The organism is Thioalkalivibrio sulfidiphilus HL-EbGr7 (genome assembly GCF_000021985.1).
GTDB classification, from domain to species: domain Bacteria; phylum Pseudomonadota; class Gammaproteobacteria; order Ectothiorhodospirales; family Ectothiorhodospiraceae; genus Thioalkalivibrio_A; species Thioalkalivibrio_A sulfidiphilus.
The window spans coordinates 1,847,919-1,871,909 of record NC_011901.1 but is presented as its reverse complement, the minus strand read 5'-3'; the positions used below and the strand labels follow the sequence as shown (position 1 = coordinate 1,871,909).

Below are 23,991 nucleotides of genomic sequence, written 5' to 3'. Positions count from 1 at the left end.
CAAAATAATAACATTCATGAATAAAACGCAGGCTCGTAATGAGGGTGAACAAATGACAGCTTCGGTCAGACTCATCAGGAAATCCGCCTTCACGGCCTGGGATCGAGTGGCGTTGACCTACAGTGAAGGGAATGTGGATCATCTTCATGTATTCGCAGACCGATACTCCTGTCTCGAGTTATATCGGCAGTTGAACATTGGGTACTTCCGCCAGCATCAGGGTGTGATGACGTTGAGCGTTGATGAGCGAACATTCCACTGGTCAGAAGACCTTTGGCGACAGGTCCATGCGGTCCTCGATGTCTGGTTTGAGCAATACATGGTCATTGTAGAGTTCAGGGAATGAGTGTCACTGGCAAGGGCGGCTCAGGGCCTACTGCTGATGACGAGGTGTTCAAAACAGTGGGTGATCTTTTGGTTGAACGGAACGACCCTGATGACTTTCAGGCGTCCCAGGTGCTCCGGGTCAATCTCCAGGATCTAACGCGTGCTTTGAGGCCATATGGAATAGTACCCTGCAACTGGTGCGCCAAGCGCTGGGTGCTTGTTCCCCCGGGTTCAGATGGCGACACTTGCAGTCATTGCCTTTCCCTTGGTTGTGCTGAACTCAGCCTGGATCTCATGGAGGAGCTGGGTGTGTTTACCGAGGATGAGGCCACGATGATTCAGCACAAAATCAACGCGCATAAAGCGCAACATAATGATAAATAAGAAATCGAAGGGGTGATCGGTGAGCATCCGTCTCTTACATACGGCCGACTGGCAGATCGGCAAGCAGTTTTCATGGATCGAAGGTGATGCGGGAGCGCTGATCCGGACACAGCGACTGGAATCGGTGAAACGTATTGCCGAACTCGCCAGGGGCCGTGAGGTGGATGCCGTGCTTGTGGCGGGGGACGTCTTCGAGATGAACACGGTCTCTGACGAAACCCTGAGACGGACCATGGACGCACTGTCCGGGTATCCGGGTCCCTGGCTACTGCTCCCAGGCAACCATGATGCGGCGCTCCAGGAGAGTGCCTGGACGCGACTCAGCCGCATCGGCTTGCCTGGTAATGTGCGCCTTCTTCTGGATTTCGAGCCTGTCATCCTCAAGGATCGCAAGCTCGCGGTACTGCCAGCACCGCTTACCCGGCGTCATGAGGCTCGGGATCTCACCGAAGGTTTCACTGCCATGGAGAGCCCGGAAGGGGCGGTTCGAGTCGGATTGGCCCATGGCAGCGTCGAGAACCGCCTTCCCGATTCTGCCGAGCTCCATAATCCCATCTCGGACCGTCGGGCCGATGAATCCGGGCTTGAGTACCTGGCCCTAGGGGATTGGCATGGCACGCTCGAGATCGCCAACCGGACCTGGTATGCAGGCACCCACGAAACCGACGGATTCCGCGATAACGACTCGGGGAACGTGCTGCTTGTCGAGATTGATGGGCCGGGGGCCACGCCACGTGTTGAAAAGGTCCAGACCACCCACTACCAATGGTCTCACAAGAGTCACGAGGTCCACGGTTCGGATGACATCAAACTGCTGGAAGCGGATCTGGCTGCCCTGGGGCAGCCCTTTGAGCGTCACGTCTTGAGGCTCGATCTTCGAGGGGCGCTGGACCTTGCTGGGCACGGTGAGTTGCAGGCGCTTCTGGATACCTGGCGTGCAAGACTGCGTTACCTGCGCGCATCGGACTCAGGGGTACTGGTGTCCCCCAGCGAAGAAGATCTGGACAGGATGGGCGCGAGCGGTTTTGTGAGCCGGGCCATCGAGCGGTTGCGCGACATGGCCAAGGATCCGGATCCCGGGAAGTCAGCCCAGGCGGGTGCTGCGTTGCAGCGTCTGTATGTGGAATACATGACCCTGACCGGAAGGGGCTGATCCGTGCTCGTTATCAAATCCATAGAAGTCAGTCACTTCCGAAAGCTGAAGGGTCCAGTACGCATCGAGGGGTTGGAAGACGGACTGACCATCATTGCCGGGGATAACGAGGAAGGGAAGTCGACATTGCTCGAGGCCGTTCGTGCGGCCCTGTTCGAGAAACACAGTCTGACGGGTGAGGTCGCGGAGAGTTTTCAACCCTATGAGTCCTCGGTCCGTCCCGAGGTCTCCGTGGAGTTCTCGCTCAATGGGGGTCTGTATCGAATCGAGAAGGGTTTCTGCCAGAAGCCGACGGCGGAACTGACCACGCCAACCGGGAGTTTCTCTGGGCAGGCTGCGGAGGACCAGCTCAGGGAGTTACTGGGTCATTCCTCTCCTGCGCGGGGGGCAAGCAAGCCGGAGCATCAGGGCATCTGGGGCATGCTTTTTGTCCAGCAGGGCAGTGCATTCCAGCCGATCCCCGTCAACGAGTCAGGTCAGCGGACTTTGCGTACCGCCCTGGAAGCCCAGGTGGGCGATGTATTGGGAGGCCCTGAAAGCGAGATGCTGATCAGCAGTGTCAAGGACTCCTATGACCGCTATTACACCCCAACCGGACGCCCAAAGGGCGAACTCAAGCAGGTGCATGACGATGTCGCCTTCGTTGAGGTGGAACTAAGCAATATTGACGGCCAATTGAGCGACTTCGACCACAAGCTTGACGAGCTCGTAAAGCTCGATCTCGAACTCTCAGGCCCGTTTAATCCTGACAGGATGGCGGATCTGCAGGAACGTCTGCAGGTCGCCCGTGATGCGGCGAAGGGGCTCGAATCCCTGGAGCAGACGTTCAACCAAACCGGGCAGGCACTTAAGGTCGCCGCAGTCGAGGCCGAGCAAGCACGGCAGCAATGGGATGTCAGGCAGCGCCTGATTCAATCCCTCGAGGACAACGCGAAGAGCCTTGAAAAGCATCGTGAAACGACTGCGCGAATCGCGCGTGAGCTGGAAGTCCTGGATTCTCAGGTGGCCGAGCGGCAGGGGCATTCTGAGCACGCACAAACTGCAGTGCAGGACGCCAGAAGCGTACTGAGGCTGATGCAATCTCTGCGTAATGCCAAGGATATCGAGGTGCAGCTGGAATCACTCCGGGCTCAGCTTCAGAAGGGCCAGGATGCGGAGGCAGAGATCCGGGATACCAAAAGACGCATCGCCTCTGTTGAGCTACCTAAGGAATCTCTCGACAGACTGAGGACCTTATCCAGTCAGATTGATCATGCCCGGGCAAAGCGGAGTGCACTGGCCACGACCCTCGCCCTTGATCTGAATGGATCCGCGGAAATGGGGGGTCAAACCCTTGATCCAAATGCCCGGGTCGAGATCTACAAGCAGGAGACCCTGAACCTAGGGCAACTGGGCAGGCTCACCATCACGCCAGGTGGAGCGAATGTCAGCGGGATCCTGGCTGAGTTGGACAGGCTGGAACGCGAGCTTTCAGAGTCTCTCGAGACGCTCAGTGTTGCGAGCCTCACGGAAGCAGAGGAGCGTGAGAGGCGAGAGCAGGAACTCAAGAGCCGCCTTGCTACCGAGCTGGTCAGGCTAAGCGCGGTCGCCCCAGATGGCCTTGATCCCCACAGGGAGCGAATAGACGTGCTTGAAGTCCGCCTCTCTGCCATTCGTGAGCAACTCGGTGATCATGGTGACGAACAGCGTGCCGTAGATGACCGGGCATTACGGGAGGTAGAGGAAAAGCTGGGACTCGCAGAAGGTGAGGAGATGGAGGCCAGATCTCTCCTTGATGAAGGGCGTAAGCAGCGAGAAGGGATCCTGAGTGTACTGGCCGAGGCCCAGGCGGCGCTGAAAGCCAACCAGGCTGATGCCGATCGATTGACCAGGGACCTACAGTCAGCGCGTTCTGACCATCCCGACGAGTCACTGCACGACAAGGTTCATGCGTCTGAGCAAACCCTGCTTACTGCCCAAGAGGCACACGAGAAGGCTAAAACAGCCCTCGAACAGGCGGATCCCGAGGCGGTCAGGTCAGACCTTGCGACTGCGGAACGTGCAATTGAGAACTTCACGAAGCAGCACAATCAGATCAATTCCAGAATCACCGAGCTGCGCGGGGAACTCCGGGGACAGGGACACATGGGGCTGGGTGAAAAACGCCAGGAGCTGCAAGGAAGGCTGGATGCCACTCGCTTGCGTGCGGAAGCGCTCGACAGACAAGCTGGTGCCATCTCACTTCTACACCAGGTCCTTTCTGAGGCAGAAGGGGAGGCCCGTGATCACTTCCTCCAGCCGATCTCGGAACGCGTGGCCCCACTGCTCAGGCGTTTATTTCCGGACCATCGCCTCGTGCTCGGGGATGACCTTGATATCGCGTTTCTTGACCGGGATGGCCTCAAGGAGCCTTTCTCAAGCCTCAGTGTAGGCACACGTGAGCAGCTCGCGATCCTGACCCGGCTGGCATTCGCTCAACTGCTTGTGGAGCAGGGAAAGCCCGCCATGGTGATCCTGGACGATGCCCTGGTGTACTCAGACCAGGAGCGCTTCGAACGCATGAAGCTGATCCTTTCCCAGGCGGCGCAGCACTACCAGATCCTGCTGCTGACATGCAGGCCAGGGGACTATCTGTCACTAGGGGCGCCGAGAGTAATACTCAGTTAAGCAGCAATGTGCCGGAAATCCAGGGCTTGAAGTAACCCCACGAGGGTTTTTACGGCTTCCATGCTACTCAGATGCAAACACAGATTCTGTGCATTAACAGGCTGTTGAAAAGCTCGCCGAGCCGGGCATGATATTTGGTTTTTGGCCACAGGTACCATTAGGTCTTATGGGTTAACGTTTTGCCTGATTTTAAGTAGACGTTTTGTTGCCAGATTTTGCAATTTTTATTGTATTTTCTGGCAACATTTCCATTATTTTTTATAGTGGTATTTCGCTAGTTGCCAGATTTTACAATTTTTGTTGTATTTTCTGGCAACATTTTCCTGCGCCTTCCGACCTCTAAGAAAAGTTGCCAGTGTAAAGCCCCTAAAATTCTGGACACTCACATGCACTAATTTCACGCCGCCATTGCCCGGCTCGGCCGGTACGCTGCACGCACCTGTGCCGGTGTCCGATGACCATGACGCTGGAGCAGCCAATGCTGGTTGTACCGCTCCTTGAATGCCAGCAGCTCTCGCCTGAGCTCCTCGACACTCTCGAATCGCCGGACCCAAAGCAACTGCTCCTTGAGGGTGCGGATAAAGCGCTCGGCGCTCCCGTTCCCCTGCGGGGCTCGCACAAAGCTGGGGCTGGACTCCAGCCCAAGAAACCTAAGCTCGTTCTGGAAATGGCTGCTGATGTACTGCGGCCCGTTGTCGTGGCGGAGGACCAGCCCAGTGGCGATCCCCTGCTCAAGACAGCCAAAGTGCTCCCGAATGCCCTGATAAATCGGCTCCAGTGCTTCGAAGCGGGTCCCCGGTCGGGCAGCATGCAAACCGACCACATCACCGACAAAATGATCGACGACCACGAACACGGTCGCCGTACCCTCATCGGTCAGCGCCAGGGCCGCATCCGTCCCCCACATCCGGTTGGGGGCCTCGGGGATGATGGTGCCATCATGGACCTGCGGACCCCGAGCCGTGCCCTGTCGATGTGGGGCCTGCAGCCCATGCTCGCGCAGCAGCCGACGCAGCCGCTCACGACAAACGACGACACCCTTAAGTTTCAGCCTTGCCCAGAGCTTGCGGTAGCCCTCGCCGGTAAAACCCAGCGCCTCGACCTCCCGGATCACCTCGCGCACCCGCACCAACAGCGTCTCATCCGACACCACCAGAGGACGTCCAGGTCGCTGACGCCTGCCCGATCTGCAAGCTGTCGCCTGGCGGGCATACACCGTCGATCGGGATACACCCCACATCCGACACACCCGAGCCTTGCCGTAGGGACGTCGTGCGGAGACCGAATAAGCTCGGCTTATGGCATCGATCTCCGCTTCGCAAAAGGGAGTTCGCTCTCATGGCGGGCTATGCGCATCTCCAGCAACTCCTTGTCCATCAACAGCTCGCCAACCTTGGCCTGGAGTGCCTTGCACTGCCTCTCCAGGGCCTCAACACAGGGATCACTGCTGCGCCGCTTGAGACCCGACAGACCGCTCTCCAGAAATGTGTCGCGCCACTCCGATGTGTTGATACACGATTGCCAAGATGCTTTGGACTGCGACGTTCGTACGAACGTACCGACTTCAATATTCGTACGAATGTCACAAACATTCGTACGAATGTCACACTAATTAACGTTAACTCCTCATGTACCTCCCCAAAACCCCTGTTTCATTCGTACGAACGTCACATTCATTCGTACGAACGTCACATTCATTCGTACGAACCTCGGGTCTATGACTGTGCAGGTTTCACCATGGCGCTGCGCAAATAATGCACTTGATGACCTAGGCGAGAGCCTCTTCCCACCGATCTAGCGCTTGCCTCATCTCGGGACCGTAGCCGTACCTCTCATAGATCGAAGTTACAGACCGATCCGTGTGATTGAGCAGCCTGGCGATGACCTCCCGCGATACCCCAAGGCCAGCAAGATGTGATGCACACGTGCGCCTAAGGTCGTGGGCGGTCCAGTGTGGGATCCCGACGTGCTCCCTCAGCCTCGTAACCGCCCGTGAAATTGCCTCGGCGGCAATCGCCCGGTCCCGCCTCCCGCCTGATCTGCGAGGGGAGGGGAATACATATGCGCTTTTTGGATCCAGCCTCAGCGCCAGAGCCTCATCAATCAGCCGCTTCGCCCCGGCACAAATCGGCACTCGGTGAGCACGGCCATTTTTTGCCCGCTCCCCGGGGATCGTCCACCAGCCATCCTGTCTGTCCAGCTCAGTCAGCGCCATGCCTGCCACCTCTCCGGGCCGCTGACCGGTGAGCAGGATCAATTGAATGGCGACTCGCGTCGCCCTGGTCGGCCACGCTCGGCAGCCCGCTGGCATCTCATCTCTATCCAGAGCCGCCAGCAGCGTGCGGATTTCCGACATGGTGAGCACCCGCTCCTTGGAGCGGGTCGGGGCAGGGGGTTTGATCCGCAGGCAGGGATTAGTCTCGATCCCCGAGACTTCATGATCCAGAGCCCAGTTCCACATCTTTTTGCAGACCGCCAGCACCCGGTTAGCCGCCACCGGAGCCCCGCGGGCTGCAACACCGGACAGCATCTCCCGGATATCTCCCCGGGTGACAGAGCCAGCGAGCATTTCACCCAGCCGAGGCAGGACATCCCGCTCCAGATGCTCGTGGTCCCGTTTCCACGACCGCTTATGCTGACGGGCGTACTCCTCGATGTACCTGCGGGCCAGTTCCTCGACCGTCGGCCCTTGGGCGGGCACCGGCTCAAGCTCTCCTTTTTCGAGAGCCACCTCGGTTGCCCGCGCCCAGCGGGCGGCAGCCTCACGTGTTAGAAAGGTATCCGCCCGGTACTGACCCCGCCGGCGGATCTGTGCGCGCCACTTCCCGGACGGTAGTTTGTGGATCGACGCCATGCCCCCCTCCGTGTGCAGCCGTGTGCAATCTGTGTGCACTCGTATCGTACACTTCCGTGCACTTTTGTTGCACTAAGTCGTAACTTGTTGATTTAAAAAGGGAGGGAAAAACCGGCCTGTCAGGGCGAAAAGCAAAAGAAAAGGGGCTGCGCTTTCGCGCAACCCCTTGTTTTTACTACCTTTTATTTGGCTCCCCGGGACGGGCTCGAACCGCCGACCTAGTGATTAACAGTCACCCGCTCTACCGACTGAGCTACCGGGGAATGGTGAAGCGGCGCATCTTATAGGAAGCGGCCGGGCAGGGTCAAGGCAGAGCCCGGCCCGGGGGTCTCAGCCTTCCACCGCCTGGCGGATGCGGGCCACGGCCTGCTTGAGGTTGTCCATGCTGGTGGCAAACGAGATGCGCACGTGGCCGTCGGCGCCGAAGGCGGAGCCGGGCACCAGGGCGACGCCGTGGTCCAGCAGGCGCTCGGAGAAGGCGGCGTCGGTGTCCAGCCCGAGCTTTTCCATGGCGTCCTTGACGCTGGGCAGGCAGTAGAAGGTGCCATCGGAGGGCAGGCAGTTGACGCCGGGGATGGCGTTCAGCGCCTCCACCAGGTACGCGTGGCGTTGCTCGAAGGCATTGCGCATGGAGAACACGCAGCTCTGGTCGCCCTTGAGCGCCGCCTCGGCCGCCGCCTGGGCGATGGAGGTGGGGTTGGAGGTGCTCTGGGACTGGATCTTCTTCATGGCGCCGATGAGCTTCTTCGGGCCGCCGGCATAGCCGATGCGCCAGCCGGTCATGGAGTAGGCCTTGGAGACGCCGTTGAGCACGATGGTGCGCTCGTAGAGGTCCGGGCAGGCCATCAGGATGTTACAGAAGGCCTGGCCCCGGAACATGATGTGCTCGTACATGTCGTCGGTGGCCACCAGCACGTGGGGATGACGCAGCAGCACTTCGGCAAGGGCGCGCAGCTCGTCGCGGGTGTAGGCCACACCGGTGGGGTTGGAGGGGCTGTTGAGCATCAGTAGCCGGGTGCGCGGGGTGATGGCGGCCTCCAGCTGCTCGGGGCTCATCTTGAAGCCCTGGGCCTGGTCGGTCTGCACGATCACCGGCGTGCCGTCGGCCAACAGGGTCATGTCCGGGTAGGAGACCCAGTAGGGGGCGGGGATGATGACCTCGTCACCCTCGTCCAGCAGGGCCTCGAACAGGTTGAAGATGCTGTGCTTGCCACCGCAGGAGACCAGGATCTGGTCCGGCTCGTAGCTGTGGCCGTTGTCGCGCACGAACTTGTCGATGATGGCCAGCTTCAGGCCCGGGGTACCGTCCACGGCGGTGTACTTGGTCTTGCCCGCGTGCAGGGCGGCGATGGCCGCCTCCTTGATGTGCTCCGGGGTATCGAAGTCCGGCTCACCGGCGCCGAGGCCGATGATGTCGCGTCCCTGGGCCTTGAGCTGGGCGGCCAGGGCGGTCACTGCCAGGGTGGGGGAGGGCTTGATGCGCTGAACGCGGGCGGAAAGCTTGATGTCCAAGGTCGTGTCCGGTGAGTCTGGTTGGTTGGAAACGCGCGCAGGCGGGGCCGCAGGGACCGGCGCCGGGCGACTGCGCAAAACACCTTAGATGATACGCAATCACGTCGGTTAAAATAAGCCCAATGACCCAGCAATTTACCCTCAAGACCGGCTACACCCCGGCCGGTGACCAGCCCGCCGCCATCGAAAAGCTGGTGGAAGGCCTGGAAGACGGCCTCGCCCACCAGGTCCTGCTCGGCGTGACCGGCTCCGGCAAGACCTTCACCATCGCCAACGTCATCCAGCGCACCCAGCGGCCCACCATCATCCTGGCGCCCAACAAGACCCTGGCCGCGCAGCTGTACGGGGAGATGAAGGAGTTCTTCCCGGACAACGCGGTGGAGTACTTCGTCTCCTACTACGACTACTACCAGCCGGAGGCCTACGTGCCGGCCTCGGACACCTTCATCGAGAAGGACGCCTCCATCAACGATCACATCGAGCAGATGCGCCTGTCCGCCACCCGGGCCCTGCTGGAGCGGCGCGACGCCATCATCGTGGCCAGCGTCTCGGCCATCTACGGCCTGGGGGACGTGAACGCCTACATGCAGATGGTGCTGCACCTGAAGCGCGGCGACCGGGTGGACCAGCGGGACATCCTGCGCCGCCTGGCGGAGCTGCAGTACACCCGCAACGACATGGAGCTGCGCCGGGGCACCTACCGGGTGCGCGGCGAGGTGATCGATATCCACCCGGCGGAATCCGAGCGCGAGGCGGTGCGCATCGAGCTGTTCGACGACGAGATCGAGCAGCTGTCCTATTTCGACCCGCTGACCGGCGAGATCCTCAAGCGCGTCGCCAGGCTCACGGTCTACCCCAAGACCCACTACGTCACCCCCCGGGAGACCATCCTGGGCGCCGTGGAGCAGATCAAGGTGGAGCTGCGCGAGCGCCTGGAACAGCTGCGCTCGGTGGAGAAGCTGGTGGAGGCCCAGCGCCTGGAGCAGCGCACCATCTTCGACATCGAGATGATGCTGGAGGTGGGCTACTGCTCGGGCATCGAGAACTACTCCCGCTACCTCTCCGGCCGCAAGCCCGGCGAGCCCCCGCCGTGCTTCTTCGACTACCTGCCCAAGGACGCCCTGCTGGTGGTGGACGAGAGCCACGTGACCGTCCCCCAGCTGGGCGGCATGTACCGGGGCGACCGCTCCCGCAAGGAGACCCTGGTGGAATACGGCTTCCGCCTGCCCTCGGCCCTGGACAACCGCCCCCTGCGCTTCGAGGAATTCGAGGCCCTCTCGCCCCAGGCCATCTACGTCTCCGCCACCCCGGGGCCCTACGAACTGGAGCACGCGGGCCAGGTGGTGGAGCAGGTGGTGCGCCCCACCGGCCTGGTGGACCCGGAGGTGGAGGTGCGCCCGGCCACCCACCAGGTGGACGACGTGCTCTCGGAGATCCGCGCCCGGGTGGCGGTCAACCAGCGGGTGCTGATCACCACCCTGACCAAGCGCATGGCCGAGGACCTGACCGAATACCTGCACGAGCACGACGTGCGTGTGCGCTACCTGCACTCGGACATCGATACCGTGGAGCGGGTTGAGATCATCCGCGACCTGCGCCTGGGGGAGTTCGACGTGCTGGTGGGCATCAACCTGCTGCGCGAGGGCCTGGACATGCCCGAGGTCTCCCTGGTGGCCATCCTGGACGCGGACAAGGAGGGCTTCCTGCGTTCCGACCGTTCCCTGATCCAGACCATCGGACGCGCCGCCCGCAACGTGCACGGCAAGGCCATCCTGTATGCCGACCGGATCACCGGCTCCATGGCCCGGGCCATGGAGGAGACCGAGCGACGCCGGGAGAAGCAGATCGCCCACAACCTGGAGCACGGCATCACGCCCAGGAGCGTGGAAAAACGCATCGCCGACATCATGGAAGGCGCCTACGCGGGTGGCTCGATGGCCTCGCCAAAGCGCTTCGCTAAGGTGGCCGAGGAGGAGATTGCCTACGGCCTGCCGCCGGAGAAGGCGGTCAAGGAGATCGCCCGGCTGGAAAGCCAGATGTACGAGCATGCCCGCAACCTGGAGTTCGAGGAGGCCGCGCTCCTGCGCGACCGCATCGAGCACCTGCGCAAGGGCTCCCTGGGCATGCCGGAGACCGCGAACGGATGAAGATCATGAGAACCCTGCTGATCACGGCGGCGCTGCTGGCCGTCACCTGGGGGGGTAGCACCCTGGCCGCGGACCCGGCCGAACAGGCCCTGCGCGCCCTGAACCCGGATTCGGAACTGGTGGGCAGCGTGGAGACGGTGCGCTCCCGCTACGAGGACACCCTGATCGACATCGCCCGCGCCCACGGCCTGGGCTACCACGCGATCCGCAACGCCAACCCCGGCGTGGACGCCTGGATCCCGGGGGAGGGCACCGAGGTGATCCTGCCGCGCCGGCACATCCTGCCCCGGCAGCACCGCTCGGGCATCGTCATCAACCTGCCGGAGATGCGTCTCTACGACTACACCGCCGGCCAGGACCACATCATGACCTATGCCATCAGCATCGGGCGCATGGACTGGTCCACGCCGCTCGGCACGCTCAGGGTGATCCAGAAGACCGAGCAGCCCACCTGGACGCCGCCGGCCTCCATCCGGCAGGCCTATGCCGCCCGGGGCGAGTCCCTGCCGGCGGTGGTGCCGCCGGGACCGGACAACCCGCTGGGCGAATTCGCCATGCGCCTGAGCAACCCCAGCTACCTGATCCACGGCACCAACTGGCCCGAGGGCATCGGCATGCGCGCCACCCACGGCTGTATCCGCCTGGCCCCCTCGGACATCGAGCACCTGTTCTCGCGCATCCCGGTGGGTACGCCGGTGCATATCGTCAACGAACCGGTGAAGGCGGGCTGGGACGGCGACACCCTGTACCTGGAGGCACACCCGGTGCTGGAAGAGCTCCAGGAGCCCAACAACCTGACCCCCGCGGTACGTGCCGTGGTTCGGGCCACCGGCGCTCGCCCGGCCGAGGTGGACTGGGCCGCCGTGACCCGCATCGCCAACGCGCGCACCGGCATACCGGAGGCGGTGGGCATCGCCAGGGCCTTGGCGGACGAGGAACACGCCCCGGTCCCGGTGGAGATCCAGACCGCCATGGCACCCGCGCCGGCGCCGAGCGCCCGGGTGACTGAAGCGGCGGGGATCGAACGGGGCTGGTATGTGCAGCTGGGCAGTTTCGGCGATGCGGGCAATGCCCGGCGCCTGGCCCTGCGCCTGGAAGAGGCGGGCTTCAGTGCCCACCTGCAGGACCACGCCCCCGGCGAGCGGGCCATGACCCGTGTGCTGGTCGGACCGGAGCAGAATGCCAACGACGCCAAGGCCCTGGTCACCCTGCTGGAGGAGGCCGTGGGCCTCAAGGGACACCTGCTGAATCTGCGCGAGGCCGACGAGTAATCCCGGTCTATTGAAAAGCGAAAGATCATTCTCTCGCGGAGACGCGGGGGAAACAAGTTCTTCAATCGCTTGATCCCCGTGGCCCCGTGCCTCCGTGAGAGGGCCTGTTTTGAGCTGTGACACGGACATAACCCAAAAGGCCTGGACCTCTCGCCAAGACGCGAAGGCGCCAAGAAAAATTACCTCATGTCTTGAAAAGATTTTCTCTGCGTCCCAGCGTCTCCGCGAGAGAACATTGGTTTTTTTCCGGACGACCACAAGACAGTGTTCTCTCACGGAGACACGGAGCCACGGGGAGAACTCTCCCAAGAGATTTCTTCGCGCCTTCGCGTCTTTGCGAGAGATCCAGGCCTTTCAAGCCTTTGACTGAATGCCCACAAAAAACGCCCGAAATCGGGCGCTATCAGGGTCGGCTGCGCATGAAGCCCTCCGGGCGGTTACACGCAGGCCGATGAGAAACCGGACCGGGTCGCCTTGGCTCGCCGGTCCGATGACTTCAATCCGAGTTACTTGGCAGGGCTGCGCTGGTACATGCGCTCCATGCTTTCCTTCAGACGGGCGTTCTCTTCCAGGGCCGCGTCTGCCTTGCGGTTCGCTTCGACGGCCAGGTTGCGGGCCTCGTTGGCGGTGCGGGTGGCGGCGTCGGCAGCGGTGCGCGCCTGGGCGGCATCGCTCTGGGCACGGGCGGCTGCGGCTTTGGCCTCATCGGCCGTAGTGCGAACCTCGGCGAGATCCGAGGTGGTGGCACAACCACCCAGCAGGGCGGCGGACAGGAGCAGGCCGGACAGAACACTCAAACGGGTCAATTTAGTGGACATCGAACTCTCCCTGGACTGATGAACAATGGGTGGGTTGAAGACGCGGCCACCTGGCCGCCGATAAAATGCGGTAAATCCCCGACTTGCGGTGATCTTAGCAGGCTTCAGGCCGGCTTACACGACCCGCGTCCCAGTTTGTATCCGGCACGAAACCGCGTCCTCTTTTGCGCAATGCACCAAGCCGGCGCAGTTTTATCGCTCCTTGTGCATCCCTGGCGCACCCCGATCTGAAGCATATTTTATAACTCCATGTTTTATCGAGATATTAATTCTTGGCACGCCCAATGCATTACTCCAGTCGTGACTAACTTGACGGACCTTCCGCTCTTGTTGGCCATGTCTCAACTCCTCCTGCTTTGGGGTGCATCACGCACCCCATTTTTTTTGGAGAGTGCATCCAGGGGCACTGTGATCCACAAGCCGCGATCAGGTTTGCCGCTGCGAGCCTGTTGGTCGGGCTGGTCGGGAAGAGGTGCAGAAAACAGCCACCGGTGAGCCGCCTTGACGCCCCCGGGGGCGGGTCTGATACTCCAGATAGGTGCCACATTGCGTGTTTCATGCCGCTCGGGCTGGAATGCGGATACTCCGGGAGTCAGGTCGTGAGCCAGATACTCGAACACCTCCACCAGGACCACATCCACATGGCCCGCGTGCTCGACCTGATCGAACGCGAACTCAAGCGCTTCAACGGCAACCTGCCGGCGGACCTGTCGCTCATCTATGACGGTCTGCATTACCTGACCCAGCACGGGGATCGCTGCCATCACCCCCTGGAGGACCGGGTCTTCGCCCGACTGGAGGAAGTCAATCCTTCCACCCGCGAGGCGGTCAACCGGCTCCGGGAGGAACACGAGGCCCTCTATGCCAAGGGCAAGGCCTTTCGCGACGCGGTGCGGGACGTGGAGAGCGAAGCTGCCATGGAACGGCGCAGCTTCCTGGAGGTGGCGCAGGACTACCTGCAGCACCAGCGCCGGCACCTGGATTTCGAGGAAACCACCATCTTTCCCATGGCCCGGACCCACATCAGCACCAAGGACTGGGATGACATGGATATGGCCGAGGAACGGGCCACGGATCCCCTGTTCGGCTCGAACGCGGATCCGGAGTATCAGCGGCTCAGAAGCGCGCTCTAGGGCGCTGATTGTCGAAGGACTACACGTAGTGTAGGTCGGGCTTCAGCCCGACTGCCGCTGCCCACCGGAGCCGCGTTTGTCGGGCTGAAGCCCGACCTACGGATGCTTCCTATTACCCGGTGGACCTGAACACTTTGCGGCCACCTGGGCGTCATCGACTGAAATACCCCCCTTCATCAACGCCGGTGTATCAGCGCCAGCACCGCCCCTTCGCTCACCAGGGGGCTGCGCCGAAGGCTTGCCAGCAGACCCGCGACCGGCGCGCGCAATTCCTCCAGCAGTGTGCCGTCGTGCTCGTCGTAGAGGTAGCCCAACAGGTCTCCGGCCTGCAGCCACTGGCCGGGGACCTGGCGAAACACGAACAGGCCCGGCTGCTGGCTGGTGAAGCGAAACACCTGGTCGCTGCCGAAGTAGTGCAGGTCGTCCTCCTCGTCCGCCAGTTCGATGCCCTGGATGGCCTCCACCCGCAGCAGGAAGGCGATCAGCGCCCGGAACAGACGTTCGCACAGAGCCGGCTGCAGATCCTCGCCATGGCCGGCAATGACCATGTAGCGTTCTCCGGAGGCGCCGTCCAGGTGCTCCAGCCACGGCACACCATGGACATCAGATCCGATGTCATCGGCCTCGCTTACCGAGGGCAGGCCGAACAGGCAGGCCGAGGCGCGCTCGTCATCGGAGGGTCTTGCGCCCAGGCGAACCTGGGGCAGGGCGTCCATGCCCCGGCAGCCGGTGTCCAGCACCACCCGGTGCCAGGCCTGACCCGCCTGGACCAGCACCTCGTCCGGGAGCACCTCCGGCTGCCCGGAAGGCACCACCAGGACCCGTTGGCGCAGTCTGCCCGGGACCGACGGATCTCCCTGTTCCAGGCCGCGCAGGTAGGCGGCCAGACGGGCCAGAACAAAGCGTGCATTGATGTTGTGCCCGCCGGCATTGACCAGCGCGACGCGGGGGCGCTGGGTGCGCGGACCGAGGTCGTGAACAGAGACGGCGCGTTCGACAGTTTGGGACATGCTTGCGGGTGCTCCCGTGCAGGATCTGGGCATTCACAGGGCGCCATGCACCCTTCGGGCCAGTCCGATCACTACGTTCTACAGCCCTGAATGGCTTGCCCAGCCAAGTCCGCGCACCAAGGTGGTGCGCGCCTGCACGGAATCGTGCATTTGAGCAAGCACCGCCGGCGCCGCTGCTTCCGCTACAATCGGCCCACGATCCTGACCGACTGGTCACGACCCCACCCAACCGAAAGGAACCATTCATGTCACTGGGCCCCGTCATGCTGGACCTGGAGGGCACCGCGCTCACCGAGACGGAACGCCGCCTGCTGACCCATCCCCGGGCCGGTGGGGTGATCCTGTTCACCCGCAACTTCGAGTCCCTGGGACAACTCACGGAACTGCTGCGCGAGATCCATGCCCTGCGCACGCCTCGGCTGCTGGTGGCCGTGGACCACGAGGGTGGACGGGTGCAGCGCTTTCGCGAGGGCTTCACGCGCCTGCCAGCCGCAGCCCGCTTCGGCGAGCAGTACGACCGCAACCATGCCCGTGGCAGGGAACTGGCGCGCATGGCCGGCTGGCTGATGGCCGCCGAGCTGCGCGCCGTGGGCGTGGATTTCAGCTTTGCCCCGGTGCTGGACCTGGCCCACGGGGTCAGCGGCGTGATCGGCGACCGGGCCTTCCACCGGAATCCCGAGGTGGTGGCAGACCTGGCGCATCACTATATGAGCGGCATGCAGCACGCGGGCATGGCCGCCGTGGGCAAGCACTTTCCAGGGCATGGCGGGGTGCGCGAGGACTCCCATCTCGCCCTGCCGGTGGACCGGCGCACACCGGCGGATCTCTACACGGACATCCTGCCGTTTGAACGCATGGTGCGTTTCGGCCTGGCGGGGATCATGCCCGCCCACGTGGTCTACGAACGCTGCGACCCCCTGCCTGCGGGCTTTTCCAGCTACTGGCTGCGCGGCGAACTGCGCGACCGGCTGGGCTTTGAAGGCGTGATCTTCAGCGACGACCTGAGCATGGCCGGCGCCGAGTGCATGGGAGATTACCCGGACCGGGCCCGCGCGGCACTCAAGGCCGGCTGCGACATGGTGCTGGTCTGCAACCATCCGGAACAGGCTGCCCGGGTGCTGGACGCCCTGGACGACGAACCAGACCCGGTCTCCATCGCCCGGCTGGCCCGCATGCACGGACGCAAGGGCATGACCTGGGGGGAGCTGACGGACTCCGATGAGTGGCAGAAGGCCAGGGCGGTGATCAACGCCCTGGACGATTCGCCCCTGATGGAACTGGATGTCTGAACCGACCGACAAAGCGCCGGAGCAGAGCTATAATTTATGCCCGCATCAGGTGATTTTTGCCCTCCCACGGAGCTAGTAAGGTGACTGGCTTTGCGGGGAACACGTCCCTATAATGCCGCACTTTCTTTCAAGCACGACTCACTGCTGGAGATTACTCAAATGGCTGACAAGCTGCTGATCGTCATGGTCAACACCGACCCCACCAACCCCTCCGAACTGGGTGCCCCGTTCTTCCAGGCCACCGTGGCAGCCGCCATGGAATATGACGTGGAAGTGGTCATGACCGGCCGTGCCGGCGAGCTGGCCAAGAAGGGCGTTGCTGAAAACCTGTTCGTGCAGGAAGGCAGCCCCAAGTCCGTGTATGAGTTCATCAAGGACGCCGCCGAAGCCGGCGTGAAGTTCAAGGTCTGCACCCCGACCCTGGACCTGTGGGGCGACGACCTGATCCCCGAGATCGAAGAGACCGTCGGTGGCGCCTACGTGATCAGCGAGGCCATGGACGACGACACCGTCACCTTCACCTACTGATGAGGGTGAAGCAGGGTGCCAACCGGACCGACCGCGGCGCGGTGGCACCATGGCGGTAAGCGCCAAACAGGCTGAGCAGGTCTGGCGTGAGGCGGACTGCCTGCACGACCAGGCCGCGGTGGAGAAGGCCCTGGACCGCATGGCCCGGGAGATCACCGATAGCCTCGGCGGACGTGATCCGCTCGTACTCTGTGTCATGACCGGCGGCGTGGTTGCCGCCGGTCATCTCCTGACCCGCCTGAATTTCCCCCTGCAAGTGGATTACCTGCACGCCACCCGTTATCGCGGTGACGTGAAGGGCGCCGCCGAGCTGCACTGGCTGGTGCGTCCCCAGACCCCCCTCGAAGGCCGCGCCGTACTGGTGGTCGACGACATCCTCGACGAAGGCCACACCCTGGCCGGCATCATCGACTACTGCCGCCAGCACGGGGCCAGTTCCGTGCACACCGCCATGCTGGTGCTCAAGCAGCACGACCGCCGCGACCCGAACATGAAGGCCGACTTCGTGGGCGTGGAAGTGGAAGACCGCTACGTGTTCGGTTATGGCATGGACTACAAGGAATACCTGCGCAATGCCCCGGGCATCTACGCCGTGAAGGGCATGTAACGCTCCCGCCATGGACACGCCTGGCAGGATGCCGCAGGATTGATCGCTGAATGACCCTTTGCACATCGCGCTAGCCGGTTTTCTCCTCAACCTGGACATCCCGTCATGACCCAAACCACACTGGCCATCATCGGTGGCACCGGACTGACCACGCTCAAGGGGCTGGAGATCACCCGCCGCGAGGTGATGCACACCCCCTATGGAGAACCCTCCGGCCCCCTGACCCATGGACTGCTCGCCGGTCGCGAGGTGGTGTTCCTCGCCCGTCATGGCTACAGCCACACCATTCCGCCCCACCAGGTGAATTACCGCGCCAACATCTGGGCGCTCAAGCATGCGGGGGTGCATGGGGTGGTGGCCGTGGCTGCAGTAGGTGGCATCACCACCGAGATGGCGCCGCGGCGCATCGCCTTCCCGGACCAGATCATCGACTACACCTGGTCCCGGGCCCACACCTTCTTCGACCAGGACCTCACCCACGTCACCCACGTGGATTTCACCGAGCCCTATGACCCGGCCCTGCGCCAGCGGCTCATCGCCGCTGCGCGCAGTATCGGTGTCGATGCCGTGGAACGGGGCACCTACGCCGCCACCCAGGGTCCGCGCCTGGAGACCGCCGCCGAGATCAACCGCCTGGAGCGCGACGGCTGCGACATGGTGGGCATGACCGGCATGCCCGAGGCGGTGCTCGCCCGGGAACTGGAACTGCCCTACGCCACCTGCGCCGTGATCGCCAACTGGGCCGCCGGACGCGGGGAAGGGGAGATCACCATGGACGAGGTGCAGGAGAACATCGCCGCCGCCATGTCCAACGTGCGGCATGTGCTGGAGACCACCATAGAAACGCTCTAACGCGTGCGCGTTAGAGCAGTGGCAAGTCTCAAGTGGCTAGTGGCAAGGAAATCACGATACAAACGGTTTTCCTTGCCACTTGAGACTAGCCACTTGCCACTGCACTGCAGCCTAGGGCAGCAGTGCCAGCCAGATCGGCAGCGTGGCGATCGCCGCCAGCATGTTCACCGCGGTGATGGATGCCACCAACGGGCCGTCGCCGCCCATGCGCACGGCGAGGATGTAGGCCGAGGAGGCGGTGGGCAGGGCGGCCATGACCACCGCCGCGGCCAGGTATTCCCCCTGCAGACCGAACATGTCTCCCACCCACCAGGCCATCGCCGGCACGGCGAGCAGCTTCACCGTGGTGAGATACACCACCACGCCCACCTGCCGCCCGGGAATCACCAGGCGCAAACCCGCGCCCACCGCGATCAGGCCCAGGGGCAGGGCCGCACCCCCGAGAAAACCCAGGGTGACGTCGAGCACCTCCGGCACCGGCATGCCCAGTGCAGCCCAGGCCAGGCCCGCGAAGGTGGAGAGGATCAGCGGGTTACCCAGGATCTCCCTGAACACCCCGCCTCCGCCGTGATGGGCCAGGACCCACACCGAGGCCACGTTCACCAGGGGGATCATGAAACCCGCGAGCAGGCCGAAGCTGGCGATGCCATCCTGGGCATACAGGGCGCCCAGGATGGCGAACCCGATGTAGCTGTTGAAGCGGAAGCTGCACTGGAACGCCGAGCCGAACGACACCGTGGGCATCTTGAACAGCCAGCGGGCGGCGTAACCCAGGAGCATGCCCGTGCCCATGAACAGCACGCCGGTGTAGATCATGGGGCTGGCCTGGTCCAGTTGCAGCGGCCGGCTGGCCAGGGTGCCGAACAGCAGGGCAGGGAAGAGGATGTAGTAGGTGAGTCGTTCCAGGTCCGACCAGAAGGACTGGCCGAACACCCCGTAACGGCGCAACAGGTAACCGATCAGGACCAGGGCAATGGTCGGCAGGAGCAGACCGAGGACATTCATGGGCTGTCGTGCGATCTAGGCTGACGCGTACCAACGGCGCCCGCGAACAGACCCGTAGATCAAGGCCGGGCTTCCTGGTCGCTCTGATACACGTGACCCGTGGTATTCACCAGGGAGCAGCGGTATTCCACCGGCATGTCGTGGTAGGTGTAGGCGATGCGCTCAACCTGCAGCACCGGCGTGTTGGCCGCCACCCCGAGTAGTTGCCCTTCCTCGGCACCCACACCCACCGCGCGCAGCTGCTCCGAGGTGCGGATCACGTTCAGGCCCAGCCGCTCCTGGTAGAGCTGGTAGACAGGCCCCTTGCGCTGCTCGAAGCTCTCCCGGTCCAGGGCATCGAACCGCGCGGCATCGAGGTAGATGTCGTAGACCTCCACCGGCTTGCCCTGCATGCGCAACAGGTTGCGCACATGGATGACTCGATCACCCCGATCCAGGTTCAGGTGGGCGGCAAGGCGGGCATCGGCCTTGATGCGCCGGTATAACAGGAGTTCCGGGACGGGCAGGTGCTTGGTCCCGTCTTCGTTGATCACATGGTAGAAGTGATACAGGTAGCGGTTCACGGAGTGGGTGGCCACGAAGGTGCCACGGCCCTGCTGGCGCACCAGGATGTTCTCGGCAGCCAGTTCATCGATGGCCTTGCGCACCGTGCCGATGCTGACGTTGAAGCGTTGCGCCAGCTTCGACTCGCTGGGGATGGCCTCGTTGGGCTTCCACTCGCCCGCAGCGAGCCCCTGGGTCAGCAGTCGCTTGACCCGTTTGTACAGCGGGCCATGGTGGATATCCGGCGTACTGATCGACTCGTTCATGATCAATCGGTCTTCCCTCAAACCAGCCTGCCGAACCCCGACGTTGACCTCTGTCGGCGTCCGCGGTTCTGTAGTAGACCACTATCTTACCTGAATGAGTCAGAGCGAACAGGCCCCACTGGAGCGGCAGGGCGGGCGGTGGTGAGGGCTGGAAACAGACAGGGGCAGGGCTGACTTCCGTGTCGGTCCACACCAGCACACATCTGCCGGCCGGGCCGGCTGGCACAGCACTGGCCGCTGCCGTCAAAATGCACCCGTGGCGGCCCTGTCAATGATCTCGTTGAGCGAGTCCCGGACGAACAACGCATCCTTGAGCAGATCCTCTGGCAACGGCTTGCCACCGTGGATCATCAGGTCGAGGTTGAGCGTCATCAGCCACAGGTTACCGTCTGCGTCTTCCTGTAACACGATCCGACACGGGAGGTACGCCGCCATGGCGCTGCTGTAGGTCACCATCCTCGACGCGATACCTGCGTCACAGAACATATAGATCTTGAGGAACGGGAACGCTTCGCCGGTCAGTGCCTGGACCTCCAGGTACATGGGCAACTCGCCGACATTCCTGACGTTCAGTTCGTTGGCGACGAATCGCAGGGTCTCTTCCACTTCATCGATTCCAAGACCGGGTTCCACGCGTCGCTTGTACACCGTGGCCTCAGCCGCATCCCCGGAAGAGAGCACGGTTCGGGCCATAGTGAGATACACCCTCGCGGCACCCTCATCCAGCGCCTGAAACTGCGACACATAGGGTGCAAGAACGAAGGCCAGATAGATCACCGGAATCATCAGGAACACGCCTGCCAGGGCCAGCAGATTACGCACGGTTTTCATGTTCAATCTCCCTGTGGAGTCACCGCGACATGGGCGGGACAGGTTGCTGCATGGGCACACGGGCAGAGGCAGGGTTCATTTCCAGGGGATAGCCATAGTGCAGGGGAGGCGGGTAGCCGTTGTAGCCCCGGGCCGGCGCTCCAGAACCCCATGGCATGAAGCTGTTCATGAAGCCCATGGGGGCCGAGACGTTGTGGTTCATCTGCCCCATGTCGTGCTGCATCCCGCGCATGGACAGGGATATGGTCTGTGTGGACTGATCGATCCGTCCGACATAACCGGTCATGTGATCCATGTTACTCACTACCCGTCTCATGTTCTCGTCCATGGAGACCGTCAGCACGGCCATGTTCCTGGACAGCTGGCGCACGTCCTGGGTGAGGTTGTAGATCAGGTAAAAACCGAAGCTTGCCAGAACGACAAAGGCAAGCAGGGCGGAATAGACCACCAGCCTCAGTCGCTGAACCATGACCTCCGGAATCCCGTGAGAGCGGGCATCGACCGATACGGATTGTGTATCATTCATCGCGACATTTCCCCACCGTGGACGTGCCCAGAATGCTGGGCGCAACGCGCGTGCAAGGCCTCATCAGTGAACCGTCTCTGGAGGGCTTCGCTGCTCTGCGGATCAACCCAGGCCACCAGGCGAGCAGTCATCATTGCCCGGTCGAATCGGCACACCTGTAGCCAGGCCTCCATGGCATGCTGATAGTGGGCAGCCGCATCGGATACATGGCCCATCGCCCACTCCAGATTGCCCAGTTCGCCGTGCAGGTTGGGGGCGGAAGGATGTTCACTGGCCAGCCCACGCATGATGACCAGGGCCTGCTCCAGATCGCCCTGCCAGGCAAGGCGGCGCGCACGGTCCCATTGCGCTGCAAGGCCAGGATCTTCCATCCACCAGGGTTGTCTCAGGGATGGCTCCGGCACCGCATCCTGGTTCGCTACAGGTCGTAGCGCAGCAGGGGCCCTCTGTTCAGTGTCGATAGTCATGACCGTCCTGACCGGAGCTCGATTGTCGGAGTACCGATGAACCCCACGTCCATCAGTGTGCGGTTCCAGCGCCGCAACCTCGTCTCTCTGAGGGCTGTCGGCCTCACCCGCACCTGTCACGGAACCGGCCGTCTGTACTGACTCCCGCCCGCCTGGAAGACTTGCGCGCAGGGCCAGCCATTTCGTCTCGACGCCGGTGCTCACTCGATCACGAAGTGCCTGGAACTCTGCCGGCTTCGTGGTGGCCCAGTACGCACCCGCAGCACCACTTAAGAGGACTAAAAGAACGAACAACATCAACAACAGGCGCTTCATCATGAGCCTCTCTGTAGCGTGTGATGTATGGTTTCATGGATTTGTGTGGCGAGGGCATCGAACTCGATAGCAGCCTGACTGCCTGGATCCAGCTCGTTCACGGATACGCCTTCGCTAAAAGCACGCCTGAATGCCGCACGCATGCCAAGGCGTTTTCCCGTGTAGCAGATACCCTCCATCTTCAGCAGAACGGCCTCGGTCTCTGCGGTTTCCGACATCCCAGGATGCGTGTCCGCGCGATTGATGAATGCCATGCAGTCGATCGCGAGGTCCCCTCGAATTCCAGAAATCTGTCGAATGAATCTCTGCGTTGACCACACGTCTGCCTGACTCGGGCATACGGGCATGATGATCAGGTCTGCCATCTTGATCGCCTTGGCAAAACACCATGGATCACCCGCGCTCGCGTCTATCACCGTCAGTCCCTGAGCCTGTCCAATCGGTCCTGAGGACGGCAGTTGATTCGGCACGGGACCCAGTGACTCACGCCTGCGCAAGGACATGACAGAACTCAGCGTCGCCTGAGGATCAAGATCCTGCACATGACACTTAATGTCCTTATGACACAGCCAGACCGCCAGATTGAATGCCAGGGTACTTTTCCCGCTGCCACCCTTGAGGCTTGCACACAGTATGTTCATCAGATCAATGACTCCCCCCTGTAGGCACAGACAGGCGGGCACGTCCCTGTGCCCTGATGACGGTCAGTTGCCTTCCTGCTGGGGGGGCGGTGTCTGTTGCTGGGCTCCCGGAGCACCGTAGGGCTGCTGGGGATACATGGGAACAGGCATGCCGGGCGCGCCATAGACGGGATAGCCAAAACCCGGGTGACCGTAACCACCGCCCTGGAAGCCCATGTTGAAATTGCCGCCGCCATGACCAAAGCCAGGACCGTAACCCGGGTGACCGTAGTGGGGCATCATCGGCGCGCCGTACACGGGTGCGGGTGCACCATAGCCTGGGGCGGCGAAACCCGGTGCACCGTACACGGGCGCTCCGTAACCGGGATAACCGTATGCGGGATAACCATAACCGTGACCCTGGCCGCCTCCGCGTACGGACATGTTGAAATCACCCAGCATGTTGCCCATGCCATGGCCGGGGCCATAGAACCAGGCCTGGGCGCTGCCGACGGACATTGCAGTCGCTGCCACGGCACCGGTCAGGATCATCTTCAGTGTGGATTGAGCCATGTTCATTACCTCGTTGCTTGGATCAGAAACCCCTCGCTTGAATGACGCGTTCCTGACGGGAGGGATGGACCGTCGGTGCGATCGTGATGATTCCGTTCTGGCGCCTACCAGGAGGTGATCACCGGTGGCACGGGAAATAGATGCAGATGGCCAAGGCCCGGGGGAAGAGCGCCAGCAGTCCCCCGCGGTTCGGCCGGCTGTTCGAGATGCCGCAGTCCCACGGTTCCTGGATGCACCGGGCTCATGGGGTTGTATCCGGGACTGACATAAACCGGGTGACGGGCCTGGTTCGGCGCTTCGCCACCTCGCAGCGT

General features: G+C 62.5%; 23 protein-coding genes and 1 tRNA gene. 10 read left to right on the top strand and 14 right to left on the bottom strand.

Translation table 11 applies throughout. The annotated features are described in order from the left end of the window. The first annotated feature begins 16 nt into the window (after nucleotides 1-16). Entirely contained in the window at nucleotides 17-346 is a 330-nt protein-coding gene (locus tag TGR7_RS08845; RefSeq protein ID WP_148211483.1) for a hypothetical protein, read from the top strand. Between the two features lie 212 nt (nucleotides 347-558). Here the strand turns inward: TGR7_RS08845 and TGR7_RS17445 are convergent, their stop codons facing one another. Further along, on the bottom strand, nucleotides 559-738 hold the full coding sequence (locus tag TGR7_RS17445) for a hypothetical protein (protein ID WP_148211482.1): 180 nt from the start codon (nucleotides 736-738) through the stop codon (nucleotides 559-561). Here TGR7_RS17445 and TGR7_RS08840 point away from each other — a divergent pair. Both TGR7_RS08840 and TGR7_RS08835 read left to right on the top strand, forming a co-directional pair. Next, nucleotides 731-1,864 (top strand): metallophosphoesterase family protein, encoded by a 1,134-nt coding sequence (locus tag TGR7_RS08840; protein WP_012638328.1) that lies wholly within the window; start codon nucleotides 731-733, stop codon nucleotides 1,862-1,864. The two genes, TGR7_RS17445 and TGR7_RS08840, sit on opposite strands and share 8 nt — an antisense overlap. 3 nt (nucleotides 1,865-1,867) lie before the next feature. Then, the gene (locus tag TGR7_RS08835) at nucleotides 1,868-4,510 is read left to right on the top strand and encodes an AAA family ATPase (RefSeq protein ID WP_012638327.1); all 2,643 of its coding nucleotides are present in this window, start codon (nucleotides 1,868-1,870) and stop codon (nucleotides 4,508-4,510) included. A gap of 397 nt (nucleotides 4,511-4,907) precedes the next feature. Here TGR7_RS08835 and TGR7_RS08830 read toward each other — a convergent pair whose 3' ends face one another. The 4 genes from TGR7_RS08830 to TGR7_RS08815 form a co-directional block, all read right to left on the bottom strand. After that, nucleotides 4,908-5,663 carry an integrase core domain-containing protein gene (locus TGR7_RS08830; protein WP_012638326.1) on the bottom strand — a complete coding sequence of 252 codons (756 nt, stop codon included), beginning with the start codon at nucleotides 5,661-5,663 and terminating at the stop codon, nucleotides 4,908-4,910. A gap of 615 nt (nucleotides 5,664-6,278) precedes the next feature. Then, complete coding sequence (locus TGR7_RS08825; protein WP_012638325.1) at nucleotides 6,279-7,364, bottom strand: tyrosine-type recombinase/integrase; 1,086 nt, start codon at nucleotides 7,362-7,364, stop codon at nucleotides 6,279-6,281. Between the two features lie 187 nt (nucleotides 7,365-7,551). Beyond that, nucleotides 7,552-7,627, bottom strand: a tRNA-Asn gene (locus TGR7_RS08820). 67 nt (nucleotides 7,628-7,694) lie between these two features. Beyond that, a complete protein-coding gene (locus tag TGR7_RS08815) occupies nucleotides 7,695-8,876 on the bottom strand; it encodes a pyridoxal phosphate-dependent aminotransferase (RefSeq protein WP_012638324.1) in 1,182 nt (393 codons plus the stop codon). Nucleotides 8,877-8,998: 122 nt separating this feature from the next. On the opposite strand from TGR7_RS08815, the gene uvrB reads away from it, so the two are divergent. Beyond that, nucleotides 8,999-11,023 carry an excinuclease ABC subunit UvrB gene (gene uvrB / locus TGR7_RS08810; RefSeq protein ID WP_012638323.1) on the top strand — a complete coding sequence of 675 codons (2,025 nt, stop codon included), beginning with the start codon at nucleotides 8,999-9,001 and terminating at the stop codon, nucleotides 11,021-11,023. Next, nucleotides 11,020-12,294, top strand: a complete 1,275-nt coding sequence (locus tag TGR7_RS08805; protein WP_012638322.1) for a L,D-transpeptidase family protein — start codon at nucleotides 11,020-11,022, stop codon at nucleotides 12,292-12,294. The genes uvrB and TGR7_RS08805 overlap by 4 nt, the downstream gene beginning before the upstream one ends. A 506-nt stretch (nucleotides 12,295-12,800) precedes the next feature. Here TGR7_RS08805 and TGR7_RS08800 read toward each other — a convergent pair. After that, nucleotides 12,801-13,112, bottom strand: coding sequence for an Lpp/OprI family alanine-zipper lipoprotein (locus tag TGR7_RS08800; RefSeq protein ID WP_012638321.1), 312 nt, complete (start codon nucleotides 13,110-13,112; stop codon nucleotides 12,801-12,803). A 599-nt stretch (nucleotides 13,113-13,711) separates the two neighbouring features. On the opposite strand from TGR7_RS08800, the gene TGR7_RS08795 reads away from it, so the two are divergent. Continuing rightward, complete coding sequence (locus tag TGR7_RS08795; protein WP_012638320.1) at nucleotides 13,712-14,245, top strand: hemerythrin domain-containing protein; 534 nt, start codon at nucleotides 13,712-13,714, stop codon at nucleotides 14,243-14,245. 176 nt (nucleotides 14,246-14,421) lie between these two features. Here TGR7_RS08795 and TGR7_RS08790 read toward each other — a convergent pair whose 3' ends face one another. Beyond that, the gene (locus TGR7_RS08790; protein WP_012638319.1) at nucleotides 14,422-15,255 is read right to left on the bottom strand and encodes a succinylglutamate desuccinylase/aspartoacylase family protein; all 834 of its coding nucleotides are present in this window, start codon (nucleotides 15,253-15,255) and stop codon (nucleotides 14,422-14,424) included. 245 nt (nucleotides 15,256-15,500) lie between these two features. Between TGR7_RS08790 and nagZ the strand changes: the two genes are divergently transcribed. From nagZ to TGR7_RS08770, 4 genes are all read left to right on the top strand, one after another. After that, the gene (gene nagZ / locus TGR7_RS08785) at nucleotides 15,501-16,544 is read left to right on the top strand and encodes a beta-N-acetylhexosaminidase (RefSeq protein WP_012638318.1); all 1,044 of its coding nucleotides are present in this window, start codon (nucleotides 15,501-15,503) and stop codon (nucleotides 16,542-16,544) included. 159 nt (nucleotides 16,545-16,703) lie between these two features. Continuing rightward, the gene (locus TGR7_RS08780; RefSeq protein ID WP_012638317.1) at nucleotides 16,704-17,072 is read left to right on the top strand and encodes a DsrE family protein; all 369 of its coding nucleotides are present in this window, start codon (nucleotides 16,704-16,706) and stop codon (nucleotides 17,070-17,072) included. Between the two features lie 49 nt (nucleotides 17,073-17,121). Then, nucleotides 17,122-17,679, top strand: a complete 558-nt coding sequence (locus TGR7_RS08775; RefSeq protein WP_012638316.1) for a hypoxanthine-guanine phosphoribosyltransferase — start codon at nucleotides 17,122-17,124, stop codon at nucleotides 17,677-17,679. 105 nt (nucleotides 17,680-17,784) lie between these two features. Continuing rightward, complete coding sequence (locus TGR7_RS08770; RefSeq protein ID WP_012638315.1) at nucleotides 17,785-18,531, top strand: S-methyl-5'-thioinosine phosphorylase; 747 nt, start codon at nucleotides 17,785-17,787, stop codon at nucleotides 18,529-18,531. A 111-nt stretch (nucleotides 18,532-18,642) separates the two neighbouring features. Here TGR7_RS08770 and TGR7_RS08765 read toward each other — a convergent pair whose 3' ends face one another. From TGR7_RS08765 to TGR7_RS17905, 7 genes are all read right to left on the bottom strand, one after another. Beyond that, complete coding sequence (locus tag TGR7_RS08765) at nucleotides 18,643-19,536, bottom strand: AEC family transporter (protein WP_012638314.1); 894 nt, start codon at nucleotides 19,534-19,536, stop codon at nucleotides 18,643-18,645. Nucleotides 19,537-19,595: 59 nt separating this feature from the next. Beyond that, nucleotides 19,596-20,345 carry a GntR family transcriptional regulator gene (locus tag TGR7_RS08760; RefSeq protein ID WP_012638313.1) on the bottom strand — a complete coding sequence of 250 codons (750 nt, stop codon included), beginning with the start codon at nucleotides 20,343-20,345 and terminating at the stop codon, nucleotides 19,596-19,598. A gap of 243 nt (nucleotides 20,346-20,588) precedes the next feature. After that, complete coding sequence (locus TGR7_RS08755; RefSeq protein WP_012638312.1) at nucleotides 20,589-21,176, bottom strand: DUF302 domain-containing protein; 588 nt, start codon at nucleotides 21,174-21,176, stop codon at nucleotides 20,589-20,591. A 19-nt stretch (nucleotides 21,177-21,195) separates the two neighbouring features. Then, complete coding sequence (locus TGR7_RS08750; protein ID WP_041441373.1) at nucleotides 21,196-21,645, bottom strand: hypothetical protein; 450 nt, start codon at nucleotides 21,643-21,645, stop codon at nucleotides 21,196-21,198. A 53-nt stretch (nucleotides 21,646-21,698) separates the two neighbouring features. Next, the gene (locus tag TGR7_RS08745) at nucleotides 21,699-22,487 is read right to left on the bottom strand and encodes a tetratricopeptide repeat protein (protein ID WP_041441370.1); all 789 of its coding nucleotides are present in this window, start codon (nucleotides 22,485-22,487) and stop codon (nucleotides 21,699-21,701) included. After that, a complete protein-coding gene (locus TGR7_RS08740) occupies nucleotides 22,484-23,125 on the bottom strand; it encodes a ParA family protein (protein WP_012638309.1) in 642 nt (213 codons plus the stop codon). The genes TGR7_RS08745 and TGR7_RS08740 overlap by 4 nt, the downstream gene beginning before the upstream one ends. A 63-nt stretch (nucleotides 23,126-23,188) precedes the next feature. Then, complete coding sequence (locus TGR7_RS17905; RefSeq protein ID WP_012638308.1) at nucleotides 23,189-23,677, bottom strand: sulfur globule family protein; 489 nt, start codon at nucleotides 23,675-23,677, stop codon at nucleotides 23,189-23,191. Nucleotides 23,678-23,991: the final 314 nt, after the last annotated feature.